This window comes from Ehrlichia chaffeensis str. Arkansas (assembly GCF_000013145.1).
In the GTDB taxonomy this organism is placed as follows: domain Bacteria; phylum Pseudomonadota; class Alphaproteobacteria; order Rickettsiales; family Anaplasmataceae; genus Ehrlichia; species Ehrlichia chaffeensis.
Genome location: NC_007799.1, coordinates 200,520 through 214,670, shown reverse-complemented (window position 1 = coordinate 214,670; position 14,151 = coordinate 200,520). Strand labels below are relative to the sequence as shown.

General features: G+C 33.2%; 10 protein-coding genes and 2 rRNA genes. 7 read left to right on the top strand and 5 right to left on the bottom strand.

The features are described from left to right. Positions 1–50 precede the first annotated feature (50 nt). Positions 51–1,508, top strand: a complete 1,458-nt coding sequence (gene guaB / locus ECH_RS00945) for an IMP dehydrogenase (protein ID WP_011452466.1) — start codon at positions 51–53, stop codon at positions 1,506–1,508. A 508-nt stretch (positions 1,509–2,016) separates the two neighbouring features. Here guaB and rrf read toward each other — a convergent pair. Both rrf and ECH_RS00935 read right to left on the bottom strand, forming a co-directional pair. Next, positions 2,017–2,132 (bottom strand): 5S ribosomal RNA (gene rrf / locus ECH_RS00940). Between the two features lie 71 nt (positions 2,133–2,203). Next, a 23S ribosomal RNA gene (locus tag ECH_RS00935) occupies positions 2,204–4,996 on the bottom strand. 321 nt (positions 4,997–5,317) lie between these two features. Here ECH_RS00935 and ECH_RS00930 point away from each other — a divergent pair. From ECH_RS00930 to trxA, 4 genes are all read left to right on the top strand, one after another. After that, entirely contained in the window at positions 5,318–6,124 is an 807-nt protein-coding gene (locus ECH_RS00930; RefSeq protein WP_226988422.1) for an alpha/beta fold hydrolase, read from the top strand. 209 nt (positions 6,125–6,333) lie between these two features. Beyond that, a complete protein-coding gene (gene pdhA / locus ECH_RS00925; protein ID WP_006010516.1) occupies positions 6,334–7,317 on the top strand; it encodes a pyruvate dehydrogenase (acetyl-transferring) E1 component subunit alpha in 984 nt (327 codons plus the stop codon). 324 nt (positions 7,318–7,641) lie between these two features. Further along, a complete protein-coding gene (gene virB9 / locus ECH_RS00920) occupies positions 7,642–8,421 on the top strand; it encodes a P-type conjugative transfer protein VirB9 (protein WP_043881618.1) in 780 nt (259 codons plus the stop codon). Positions 8,422–8,689: 268 nt separating this feature from the next. After that, on the top strand, positions 8,690–9,013 hold the full coding sequence (trxA, locus tag ECH_RS00915) for a thioredoxin (protein ID WP_006010513.1): 324 nt from the start codon (positions 8,690–8,692) through the stop codon (positions 9,011–9,013). Between the two features lie 388 nt (positions 9,014–9,401). Here the strand turns inward: trxA and mtaB are convergent, their stop codons facing one another. Together mtaB and xseB are read right to left on the bottom strand one after the other, a co-directional pair. Further along, the gene (mtaB, locus tag ECH_RS00910; RefSeq protein ID WP_011452465.1) at positions 9,402–10,640 is read right to left on the bottom strand and encodes a tRNA (N(6)-L-threonylcarbamoyladenosine(37)-C(2))-methylthiotransferase MtaB; all 1,239 of its coding nucleotides are present in this window, start codon (positions 10,638–10,640) and stop codon (positions 9,402–9,404) included. Between the two features lie 583 nt (positions 10,641–11,223). Continuing rightward, positions 11,224–11,412 (bottom strand): exodeoxyribonuclease VII small subunit, encoded by a 189-nt coding sequence (gene xseB / locus ECH_RS00905; RefSeq protein ID WP_006010509.1) that lies wholly within the window; start codon positions 11,410–11,412, stop codon positions 11,224–11,226. Positions 11,413–11,457: 45 nt separating this feature from the next. On the opposite strand from xseB, the gene ECH_RS00900 reads away from it, so the two are divergent. Together ECH_RS00900 and ECH_RS00895 are read left to right on the top strand one after the other, a co-directional pair. Continuing rightward, a complete protein-coding gene (locus tag ECH_RS00900; protein ID WP_006010520.1) occupies positions 11,458–11,772 on the top strand; it encodes an ETC complex I subunit in 315 nt (104 codons plus the stop codon). A gap of 495 nt (positions 11,773–12,267) precedes the next feature. Next, entirely contained in the window at positions 12,268–13,182 is a 915-nt protein-coding gene (locus ECH_RS00895) for an AEC family transporter (RefSeq protein ID WP_011452462.1), read from the top strand. A 414-nt stretch (positions 13,183–13,596) separates the two neighbouring features. On the opposite strand, the gene rsmD is transcribed toward ECH_RS00895, so the two are convergent. After that, positions 13,597–14,148, bottom strand: a complete 552-nt coding sequence (rsmD, locus tag ECH_RS00890; RefSeq protein WP_011452461.1) for a 16S rRNA (guanine(966)-N(2))-methyltransferase RsmD — start codon at positions 14,146–14,148, stop codon at positions 13,597–13,599. Positions 14,149–14,151 lie beyond the last annotated feature (3 nt).

The window sequence follows — 14,151 nt, the reverse complement described above, 5'->3', positions numbered from 1 at the left end:
GAATAACTAAAAGTTCATATACTCTATAAGTAATCTTTTATGGAAAAAAAGTGGAACTTTCTTATGCTTTCGACGATATATTGATCATTCCATCAGAGTCCGATGTATTGCCTTCAGAAACAAATGTTAAAACTTACATTACAAATGAGATAGAACTACGAATCCCTATCATTTCTGCAGCAATGGATACAGTAACAGAAGCAAAACTAGCAATAGCATTAGCACAACATGGTGGCATTGGTTGCATACATAAAAATTTACCTATAGATACACAATTACTTGAAGTCAGAAAAGTAAAAAAATACGAGAGTTGGATAGTATATAATCCTATTGCAGTATCTCCTGATGACAGTCTAGCAGTAGCACTTTCAATAATGCAGGAATATAGCTATTCAGGAATACCTGTAGTAACAGATACAGAAAATGGCAAGCTTTTAGTAGGGATATTAACAAACCGTGATGTAAGGTTCGTTGAAAATAAAAATTGTAAAGTATCTGATATCATGACTAAGGATCACCTTATTACAGTCCCAGAAGGTATAGAACGGTCAGACGCAATAAAATTACTACATCAATACAGAAAAGAAAGACTCATAGTAGTAGATAACAACTATTGTTGTGTCGGTCTTATTACAGTTAAAGATATAGAAAAATTTAATCAATTTCCAAATTCCTGCAAGGATAGTGGTGCAAGATTAAGAGTAGCAGCTGCAGTAGGTACAGGTCCAAAAGATGGGATAGAAAGAGCTGAAGCATTAATTGCAGAAGATGTTGATATAATAGTTGTAGATACAGCTCATGGACATTCCCAAAAAGTTTTAACAACAATTAAAGAAATTAAAACCCTATTCCCTTATTCTCAAATAATTGGAGGAAACATTGCAACAGCAGAAGGAGCTCATGCATTAATTGAAGCAGGAGTTGATGCTGTTAAAGTAGGAATAGGACCAGGCTCAATATGTACAACAAGAATTGTAACTGGAGTAGGTGTACCACAATTTTCAGCTATTCTCAATGTTGCAAATGCATGTAAAAATAAAAAAATTAAAGTCATTGCAGATGGAGGTATTAAATATTCTGGAGATATAGCAAAATCTATAGCAGCAGGAGCAGATGTTGTGATGATAGGTTCTATTTTTGCTGGTACAGATGAAAGTCCAGGGGAAATCATAATATGCAACGGACGGGCATATAAATCATACAGAGGTATGGGATCAGTTGGAGCAATGAAACGTGGATCCGCTAGTCGCTATTTCCAAGAAAATAATCACAAATTCATTCCAGAAGGAATAGAAGGAAGAGTTCCTCTTAAAGGGCCAGTTGCAGGAGTAATACATCAATTAGTAGGTGGATTAAGATCTGCAATGGGATATACAGGAAACAGAAATATAAGCGAAATGAAAACAAATTGTAAATTCACAAGTATTACATCAGCAGGGCTACGCGAAAGTCACGTTCATGACGTAATAATCACCAGAGAAGCATCAAATTACGACCCTATCTCTTAATAAAAAATCACAAAACATTTACTTAATAAAAATCTAACAATAAGAAACCTAAAGCCTATTACATCTTTCTCTTATTTTCATTAAAAGGATTTTTTACCCCATAATCATATGCTTTAACAGAATAATACTTTTATTAAAAAAGCAAAACCTTACATATTCACCTGAAAAATAGTGTACATATACCTTATAAGAAAGAAAATCTATAAAAATGCTAATAAAATCAACAAAAAACGCAATAATCAGATACGAACTGTTTTTTACCGTTTACTAAAACTTTCTTAAAAATATAATTTTGACAATAACATTATACACAAATTTTAAAGTTAAATTAATAAAGCTTATAGTTTATAGCACTGACCTAAACAGTCATATATCAACACAAAACATCATCAATTATAAAAAGATATACTTACAACAGGAAAAGTAAATAAGGGAGCTTAACTAATAAAGAGTCCATCTTACAAAAGACTTTTTTAATCAAATAATATCAAGATTTATAGCTTAATAAGGGTGGCAGTGACTTACTCTCCCATGTCTTAAGACAAAGTACCATCAGCGCTAGAAGGCTTAACTTCCAGGTTCGAAATGTAAGCTGGGTGTACCACTTCCGCTATTACCACCAACCCAATTAAACTATAAATCCCAAGTAAGCAAAAAGATGAGTTTGCAGTTTTAACACTACATATATTTACAAAATAAGTAAATCAATCGGGCTATTAGTACTGGTTAGCTACATATGTTACCATACTTACACACCCAGCCTATCAACGTGATAGTCTCTCACGGCCCTAATGGGGAAATCTAATCTTAAGGAAGGTTTCTTACTTAGATGCTTTCAGTAATTATCCTATCCATACTTAGCTACCCAGCGATGCTGTTGGCACAACAACTGGTACACCAGAGGTATGTCCAACTCGGTCCTCTCGTACTAGAGTCAGATCCTCTCAAATTTCCAAACGCCCACGGAAGATAGAAACCGAACTGTCTCACGACGTTCTAAACCCAACTCACGTATCACTTTAATCGGCGAACAGCCGAACCCTTGGGACCTACTTCAGCCCCAGGATGTGATGAGTCGACATCGAGGTGCCAAACGGTGTCGTCGATATGAACTCTTAGACACCATAAGCCTGTTATCCCCGGCGTACCTTTTATCCGTTGAGCGATGACCCTTCCATGCGGAATCACCGGATCACTATGACCGACTTTCGTCTCTGCTCGGTCTGTCGACCTCACAGTCAGGCAAGCTTATGCCATTGTACTATAAAAGCTGATTTCTGACCAGCTCTAGCTTACCATCGCACGCCTCCGTTACTCTTTAGGAGGCGACCGCCCCAGTCAAACTACCCACCATACAATGTCCTAACCCCAGATTCTATGGGGCATAGTTAGATATCAAAAATGTAAAGAGTGGTATCTCAAGGTCAACTCCACTAAGGCTAGCGCCCCAGCTTCAAAGTTTCCCACTTATCCTGCACATTGCATTCCTAACATCAATGTAAAGCTATAGTAAAGGTGCACGGGGTCTCTTCGTCTACCCGCGGGTACCCCGCATCAGCACGGGGAATTCAATTTCGCTGAGTCGATGTTGGAGACAGTGGGGAAATCGTTACGCCATTCGTGCGGGTCGGAACTTACCCGACAAGGAATTTCGCTACCTTAGGACCGTCAGTTTTACGGCCGCCGTTTACTGGGGCTTCGAATTGGAGCTTGCACCCCTCATGTTAACCTTCCAGCACCGGGCAGGCGTCAGACCCTATACTTCCACTTACGTGTTTGCAGAGTCCTGTGTTTTTAGTAAACAGTCGCTACCCCCTATTCTGTGCCACCTACATATGGTTGCCCACACATAGGCCACCCTTCTCCCTAAGTTACAGGTGTAATTTGCCGAGTTCCTTCAACATCGTTCTCTCAATCGCCTTAGTATACTCTACCTACCTACCAGTGTCGGTTTACGGTACGGACTTATAAACTTAAGCGCTATTTCCTGGGATCTTTTCAAAGCATGAGCCAATCCAATAAGGCTCACACTAACACAAAATCCGTCACGCTTAAAAGGTTCAGGAATATTAACCTGATTTCCATCGACTACTCCTTTACGGCCTCGCCTTAGGATCCGACTAACCCTGCGCAGATTGACTTAACACAGGAAACCTTAGGTTTTCGGCGAGAGTGGCTTTCACACTCTTTTACGCTACTCATGTCAGCATTCTCACTTTTGATACCTCCAGCAATCCTCACGAATCACCTTCACAGGCTTACAAAACGCTCCGCTACCAGACCTAATATAATTAGGAATTCGCGTCTTCGGTACATGGCTTGAGCCCCGTTACATCTTCGGCGCAAGAAAACTTATTTAGACAAGTGAGCTGTTACGCTTTCTTTAAAGGATGGCTGCTTCTAAGCCAACCTACTAGCTGTATTGGTTTTCTCACTTCCTTCCACACTTAGCCACAATTTCGGGACCTTAGACGGCGATCTGGGCTGTTTCCCTTTCCACCACGGACTTAGCACCCATAGTGTGTCTGCTGTATAACTACTTATTGGTATTCGGAGTTTGATTGGATTTGGTAAGAGGATGAGTCTCCCTAGTCCATTCAGTGCTCTACCCCCAAAAGTATATAGTACAACGCTCTACCTCAATAGATTTCGCGGAGAACCAGCTATTTCCAAGTTTGATTGGCCTTTCACCCCTAACCACAACTCATCCAATACTATTGCAACAGTAACAGGTTCGGTCCTCCAATGTATTTTACTACACCTTCAACCTGGCCATGGTTAGATCACTTGGTTTCGGGTCTAATCCATTAAACTAAACGCCCTATTCAGACTCGCTTTCGCTATGCCTACACCTAACGGCTTAAGCTTGCTCAATAGATTAACTCGCTGACCCATTATGCAAAAGGTACGCTGTCACCTCAATAAATACATATTAAGATTGCTCCCAAGATGTAAATATAAGGCTCCAACTGGTTGTAAGCATTCGATTTCAGGGTCTATTTCACTCCCCTCCTGGGGTTCTTTTCACCTTTCCCTCACGGTACTTGTCCACTATCGGTCGTTAAGGAGTACTTAGGCTTGGAGGATGGTCCCCCCATCTTCAAACAGGATTTCACGTGTCCCGCCCTACTCAAGGATCTATAATCTTTTTACTTATACTGGGCTATCACCATCTATGGCTACTCTTTCCAAAGTATTCTAATTTTTAACTACAGACCACTGGCCTGGTCCGCGTTCGCTCGTCACTACTAACGGAGTCTCTTTTGATTTCCTTTCCTCTAGCTACTGAGATATTTCAGTTCACCAGGTTTGCCTTGCATACCTATGTATTCAGTATGCAATAATCAATAAATTGATTGGGTTTCCCCATTCAGAAATCTGCGGATCAAAATTCGTCTGACAATTCCCCGCAGCTTATCGCAGCCTACCACGTCTTTCATCGCCTCTTAACGCCAAGGCATCCATCAAATGCTCTTTATTATTTACTCATTTGCTATATATGCAGTATTAAAACTGCATTTATTTATTATACTCTTAGCTAATTGAATTGATTGATGATTAATACCATCAATCTTACCATTTAATTAATTCTTTTTGCTTACTTGTCAAACAACAAAGATACATAAATACATTATGCATCCCGTGAGATATAATTTTTAACGGCATATGCATTCTATGTCAATACTTATTTTTTATTATTTTGAATCTTATTTTAAAAATGCATAAAATATCATTTTAAATCAACTTATAATAATTAATTTATGCTACCCTATACATTAAATATAAGTCATCTCCAAGAAAAATTTATAATGCACTATAATTATACTAACAGTCCCAGCAGTAATTATTTAATATGTGTTCATGGTATAACAAGAAATTCTCGAGATTTTGACTATTTAGCAAATATCTTATCATCTGACTATAAAATAATATGTCCAGACATTGTAGGAAGAGGAAAAAGCTCATGGCTAGAGGACTATAGCCTGTACAATTACTTAACCTACTGCAAGAGTATAATATACCTACTTAAACATTTAAAAATTGATAAAGTAGATTTTTTAGGCACCTCAATGGGTGGAATAATTGGCATGTATTTAGCTGCATATTTCCCTAACTTAATCAATAAACTCATTATTAACGATATTGGACCAGCTATTAAAGTATCAGCTTTAGAAAAAATTTCTAAACACATAAACATTAATCCAATATTTAACACAATTACTGAAGCAGAAATATATATAAAAAAGCTATTATGTAATTTCAGTATAGATCAAGAAGATCACTGGCAACACATTATTAAGCATAGCATTATACAAAACCCCAATAAGACTTACTCATTAGCAGTAGATCCTAAAATAGGTATAGCTTTTAATAAAGAAATTAATTGCATAAAAGATACTGATGCATGGACTATATGGGATATATGGGAAAAAATACAGAGCAGGATATTAGTAATACGTGGAAGCTTATCAAACATTTTAACAAAAACTACATTAAACAAAATGCTTCTTTCAAAGCAATACATTGATTTTATAGAATATCCTAATATAGGTCATGCTCCAGCACTTATGAGTAATAACCAAATCCAGGATATAAGAAATTGGTTGTTAAGCTAGTTTACAACAAAAACTAGCTACATAAATAAACTAATACGTACCACTAATATCAGTATCTATTTTTATTATACTAATGCGTATGAATATTTAATACATAATTAGTTGTTGCGATATACTAATAAATAAGTTAGCAATATTTTGATATAAAACAACTAATGTCACTGATTAAATATATCAGGTATTAAGCTCATTAATATTTTAGGTAATACATGACAAAAAAATATTCACATAATCTAACAAATGAACAGCTAGTAAATTGTTACTACAGCATGCTATTAATGCGCAGGTTTGAAGAGAAGTCCGGTCAACTTTATGGAATGGGTTTAATAGGAGGTTTTTGTCATTTATATATAGGACAAGAAGCCATAGCAACAGGAATACAAAATGCTATTATTGATGGAGATTCTATTATTACTAGCTATCGAGATCACGGGTTCATGCTTTCTGTAGGAACAGATCCAAAATATGTAATGGCAGAATTAATGGGTAAAAGCACAGGTTGTTCCAAAGGTAAAGGTGGATCAATGCACATGTTTAACATAGAAAAGCATTTTTTTGGAGGTCACGGTATTGTTGGAGCACAAGTACCTATAGGGACAGGGATTGCTCTCGCCAACAAATACAAAAAAAATAACAATGTCGTATTTGTATGCCTTGGAGATGGAGCAGTGAACCAAGGTCAAGTATATGAATCTTTCAATATGGCTGCACTGTGGAAATTACCAGTAATATATGTAATTGAAAATAATGAATATGCAATGGGTACATCTGTATCCAGATCATCTTATATAACAGACTTATATAAGAAAGGAGAAAGTTTTGGTGTACCAGGACATCAAGTAGATGGTATGGACTTATTTTCTGTAACACAAGCTGCAACAGATGCAGTAAATTACTGCAGAGCAAACAATGGTCCAATATTATTAGAAATGAAAACCTACCGCTACAGGGGACATTCTATGTCAGATCCAGCTAAGTATCGGTCAAAACAGGAAGTAGAAGAAATAAAAGAACATAAAGATCCTATTACCAATTTAAAAAACTATCTAATATCTAACAACATTATATCTGATGATGAATGCAATAAATATGACAAAGAAATACGTAACATAGTAAAAGAATCCGTAGATTTTTCACAAAACAGTAGTGAACCTGATGCTAAAATGCTGTATACTGACATTTATAAAGATTGATATATTTAAGTATAGTAACAACTTCTCTAGGTAAATTTTACATACTGAAGTACTAAAATCAGGGTAAACTCATCTACTATTTCAAGTCTGTAAATATCGAAATTCTATACACTAATTTGCAAAATAGAAAAGTGCCATTTGTTAAGCTACAGTACAAACATCAATGAAACTACCAATAAAATGTCTAAAAGACCTTTTCTCAAAAGCTTAACAAATTTTTAACAGCAGTATTACTAATCTTACATACTAAATTCGCATAGATTTGTTGCAAGTTCCAATATTGATGTTAGAATGAAACGTTGTACATTTTACTACAAACTACAGATGAAAAACGTAGCAATAATTTTTGTGTTGATTTTATTCAGCAGTACAGTCTGTTTTGCTAAGCAAGAAGTACGTTCTATAGCACAAGATAATCATATCAAAGTTATTACTTACAATCCCCATGCTGTACATAAGTACACAGGGTTTTACGGCTACCAATCTAGTATAGTGTTTGACGATGGAGAAGATATCGACACCATATCTATGGGTGATTCAACAGGATGGCAACTAATGCCAAAAGGTAATAGATTATTTATTAAACCTGTAGCCGACAAAGCAGATACAAATGCAACAATAATTACAAACAAGCGTGTATACTACTTTGAATTTTTTGCAGAAGAAGCACAAGGACTCGATGATCCAAGATTAGCCTATGAAGTAAGGTTTGTATATTCTTCTACTGAAGACTTTATTTCAGAAGATAGTCCTGGTATGGTGTTTCCAGTTAACCAACCTGCTATACCAGACTTAACTGACAGTGATGTTGCAAAAAAAGGACTAAATTTTGATTATTTAGTATCACACAATAGAGGAAGTCAACGAATTGTTCCACTCAAAATTTTTGACGATAACCAATTCACTTATATGCAATTTGCTCAAATTAATGCAGATTTACCATCAATATTTACTGTAGATTCTGAAGGATATGAATCATTGATTAATTTTAGAGTATCAGGTGATTATGTTATTATTGAACGAGTTAGTAGCGCATTCACTTTACGCTATGGTTCAGACACAGTATGCGTATTTAATAACAAATACAAGAAAACAAAAAGGTAGGGTTTATCATTTTCTATTTAAAAATTTGCATATTTAGTGCTATATTAACTTTGTATACATATGTTCACTATTGACCTATTAAAAGACAGTATGGACTTATATTTCATCATACATGCTGTTCACAAAAAGCTGATAAGTCAATTATAGTTTAAAATATATTTAGCAAATTAACATTTCATTGAACAAATTATATTTTTATCATTATTCTTGCGATAATTTATAACTGTTTTACAATACATTAGATAGCTTTATAAAAATGGGACAAGTAATGATTGAGCAAATTGGAGACAGTGAATTTGATAACAAGGTTACATCTTGTAATGACAATATTTTAATTTTAGTAGATTTTTGGGCTCCATGGTGTGGACCTTGCAGGAGTTTAGAACCCCAACTTGAGAAACTAGCACAACAATACACTGAAAATGTAAAGATATACAAAATAAACATCGAAGATAACCAAGACGTAGCTACTCAATATGGAGTCAGTGCAATACCAACTATTCTAATGTTTAAAAATGGGAAAAAGTTATCACAAGTTATTGGAGCTGATATTTCAAAGATAATTAGTGAAATAAATAACAATATAAACTAGGGTTTTGTAGATAATACAGCAATAACTAAATGGCAACTACAGAGAACTTAGTCGTGTGTATTTACTTTTCTAATTTGAGCACACCGTACAAAAGTGTAGCATTAGCAAAATTGTAGTTTTAAAGTACAGTACACAACTTCATATTAGCTTTTTTATGCATAAATCATCAAATAAACATAACTAAAAAAGCTACGTTATATTCTTATAATTTTCAATACCTACTTAGCTTTAAAATATAACAATTATATCAATGTATAAATTTAGATTCTACTAATAAGCTTTCATCAAAGCTTCATCACAATAAAATTAAGTTTTATTTTTATAGACACACAAAAAAAGAATTAGCACAGTATACATTTAGAAGCTTTAGTTTTAAAATTAGACATTACTAAACAAATACCTGACCTACTAAATAATTGCCTTCTACTCTTTTTATTTCCACTTCAACAATACTTTGCAATTGAACATTATCATCCAAAAATTTCACCAAAGCAAAATTTTCTGCTCTACCAGTTCCTGACTTTTCAACTACAACACTTTGCTTTGTATGTAACAGAGTACTATAAAAATCATGCAATCTTTTCTCAGCAAACTCTAATAAGTGTTTTACACGTCTTTTCTTCACTTCTTGTACAACTTGTGGCATTCTAGCAGCTGGGGTACCTTCTCTCTTTGAATATGGAAAAACATGTAGATAAGAAATATTTGCTTCTTCTATCAATCTCACTGTATCATTAAACATCTCTTCAGTTTCCGTAGGGAATCCTACTATAATATCAGCCCCAAATACTACTTCTTTCCTTTTACTAGTTATTTTATTACAAAACTCTATTACCTGCTCTCTACTATGTCTACGCTTCATTCTTTTAAGGATTAAATTATTTCCTGATTGTAAGCTTAGATGTAAGTGTGGCATAAATCTAGGCTCATTAATAATAATATTAATAAGATCATCCTCTATTTCTGCTACATCTATGGATGATAATCTCAATCTACGCAACTGTGGAACGGCACTCAATACTCTTTTTATCATTGTCCCAAGAACACGTTGTCCATAAATATCTAATCCAAAATCACTTATATCTACCCCAGTAAACACAACTTCATTATACCCATTATCAACACAAGCTTTAACTTTAGTGATAATGTCTTCTATATATAGAGAACGGTTATTACCTCTTGCCTTTGTAATTACACAAAAAGTACATTCATGATTACATCCATTTTGAATTTCAATTAATGCTCTAGATTTGCCAGAAAATCCTTTAACTGAATCTTGCACAACTTCTTTTGAATTCTCTATCTTACTTACAATAATTTTATCCTTAGCAAGATAACTCTCATATTTAAGTTTATCCTGATTACCTAATACCTTAATTACTCCTGGCATATTAACATATAACTCAGGATTTAATTGAACAGCACAGCCTGCTACAATAATTTTAACATTAGCATTATCTCTATAAAGTTTACGTATCCTAGACCTTACTTGACGTTCAGCTTCATTAGTTACAGCACAACTATGAACAACTATAACATCATCCAACTGAGCCTTTTTTAAGTTATTTTTTATAACTTCACTTTCATAAAAATTTAATCTACATCCAAAGGTAATTACGTCACTCATTACGACTCTCTAACTCATATCAACCAGCATACCCTATATAACTATGATATCTTCTAATTAAAAATCAAGACAACTAACAAATACGTATTAATTGCTATTTTTTTTGCCAATTATCCCTAAAATAAATTACTATTTACTCTATAGAAACATTAATTAAATAACCAAAAGCACCATAAACCTTGCATCTAGCAATAACTAATTTAACAATGTAACAAATGAGTAGCTTTTCTACAAATTTCATCATTTATAATAACAGGAAGTCCTATCAAAGTAAAATCTATCCTAAAAAACCTATAAACTATCATTGATGACACATATTCCAAATAGAACCAATACAACATCCAATGTTCTAATATTTTTAAAACACAAATTTTTTTATAGTTTAATACAACAAGAAATTTTTTCTTATACAAGATACTTGATATAACTTTAAGAAGTTCTAATTAATTTTCTAAACACACTAAAGCATTATACTCACAAATTAAATTCATGATAATTAGGCATACACTATTTTTATTATAACAACACAAACATAGTTACATACATAACAGAATTAGAGACATATCCTTATTCCTCCTTGTCCTTATTCCTTGATTTCTATCTTCAGTTCTATATCCTCAATGATTTTATTACAATACTCATACAGTTCTTTACCAAGACTATATAATTCAACACTTCTAGCCAAAGTTACTTCGTCAGATTCCAATTCTTTAACTATATATTCTAGTTGCTCTATAGCAGCTTCAAAATTATACTCATCATTAATAGACATAAGTTACTATTTACTGTATATATTTAACATAATAATAGTTTTTTTATGCAAGAACAAGTGTCGAACGTGCGTGCTAGAATATATAAACCAGCAAAAAGTACCATGCAATCTGGTCATAGTAAGTTAAAAGCGTGGAAACTTGAATTTGAACCTTCATGCACTCAATACACCGAACCACTAATGAACTGGACTGGGTCACATGATACTAAACAACAGGTCTGCCTATCATTTACAACTAGAGAACTAGCAATTGCATATGCAGTAGCACATAAAATTGATTATACTGTTTTACAAGATAACCCACGCACCATAGTTCCAAAATCTTACGCTGATAATTTTACAAAACCCAGAGATATGTAAGAAGAAGTTAACCCTATTTTCACACTATAAACATCGACTATAAAATGTACAAGCTAAAGCTCAAGTAATAAGATTTCAAATTAACACAATCAGCTTATAATAGTCCACCACTAGAAAACAAATCAAGAAATAAGTAAATTATTACTTAATAAATAACATCAGTACAACACAACAAATCATTTACGCATACTGATCTATAAAAGGGTATCATCCTGTATAAAAATACAATATGAATAAAAGATAAGACAAACCTCAGAAAATTACTATACTTATACTTTCCTATAGTTCCCACACAACTTGCAATAATAAGAAAATTATTAACTACTATTTTACTCCATTTATCCTTATATACCCTTTATTATGTTACTAAATAAATGACCTATACTTGACAACTAAAATTTTACTTATAAACACATTTTTCATGATTCTATAGTTGTAAAGTAATTCACACTTATGTTACAGTATTTCATACACTAATAGCATGCTACAAAAATTATGTTTTTTATATTACTATCTAAAATTTTACCTTTATATATAACAGTACTTTTAGGGTTTATCGCTGGCAAATTTCTCAAAATAGATAGTCCTAGCATAGCTAGATTGCTTTTTTACATAATGGGTCCAACCGTTATATTTTCTGGAATTTCACAAACAAACATTAACTCAGAAGTCCTATCTCTTCCTTTTTTAACATGGCTTGTCTGTTGTATCATGTCAGCTGTAGTATACTATACTTCTTCTTTCATATTCAGAGATAGCACAAGAAATATACTAGCATTTAGCTCAGGTAGTTCAAGTATGGGTTTTTTCGGACTACCAGTAGCATTAGCAATGTTTGATAATCACACAGTATCCATATACCTTTTCTGTTATGTAGGTATGTTAATGTTTGAAAACAGTTTTGGTTTTTACATTGCTGCTCAAGGAATATATACTCCAAAAAAATGCATAATAAAACTAATAACATCACCTGCAGCACATGCAGCTGTAATGGCATTATGTGTCAACTACTTTAAAATACCTATTCCTTCATTTGTACATGATGTTGCAAGTAATATTAGAGGTGCTTACGTTTCATTGGGAATGATGTTATTAGGGATAGCAGTTGCAAACATTAAAACTTTCTCCATCGACTGGAAATTGATTTCTATTACCTTAATAATAAAATATGTACTGTGGCCAGTGTTAGTACTTGGGTGCATTATATTAGACAAATTAACCATACAATTATATAACAATGATATATATAGAGCACTAATATTACTCGCAATAATCCCAATGTCAGGTACAGGTATAATATTAGCTACGATGTTAAACAATAACCCTGATAAAACAGCAATCATGTTATTAGTAAATACAATTATAGGACTATTCTATGTCCCAATAATGATTTCAATACTACTGTATTAAAGAATATACACAGATGTTTATATCTATTAATATTATAAAAATACAGAAGTTTTATACAGTATAAGATCAAAAGTATATATATTAACACTAGTATGTAATATTAGATGCACGCTAAACAATTACACCATTATTCAATATCAATTACTAAATACTATACCATATTACAAGATATATACTAACAATTGTAATATGTTACCAACAATAGTAAGCATATAAATATTATCTACAACCCTAAATAATATAGATGTATATTACATGTTGATTGACACACTATTAATTATACTAATGATTTTAGTACTATTTATATGAACAAGTTATACCAATAGTCATGCTTAAAATTACAAACTTGCAACCCATACACAATAAGCATAAAGCTCTGTATAGCAGTTCAATAAACTATATTAATATAACCATCTAAAACTCACGTTGCAGCATTATTACTTTTGAAATACCATAAGTACGCTCAACCATTATTCTATATCCTATAGGACATACAAAAACCACTTTCTTTCTGATTCTAACTACAACTATACTACTGCTTTTCACCCAGTTTAATTTTATTAGTACATTAAGAGTCATATCAACTAAATTAGGATTGGTATATGGAGGATCAACAAAAACAATATCATATTGATCAGTTGCAAGAGGTAATTTTTCGACATCACAACACATAAGAGTTACATTATTTACTACTCCCAAATACTCAGATGTTCGTTTTACTAGACTTAAGTTATAGTGGTTTATATCAACCAATAACACACTCTCTGCACCTCTAGATAATGCCTCAAACGATAATGATCCACTACCACAAAACAAATCAAGAATTTTACACCCTTGAATACTCATGCGAGATAATATTATATTAAAAATAGACTCTCTAATTATAGACATAGCAGGACGAGCACTAAGCAGTTTATCAGAAAATATTCTCCTACCACGATATTTCCCTGACGTTATACGTAACATGAC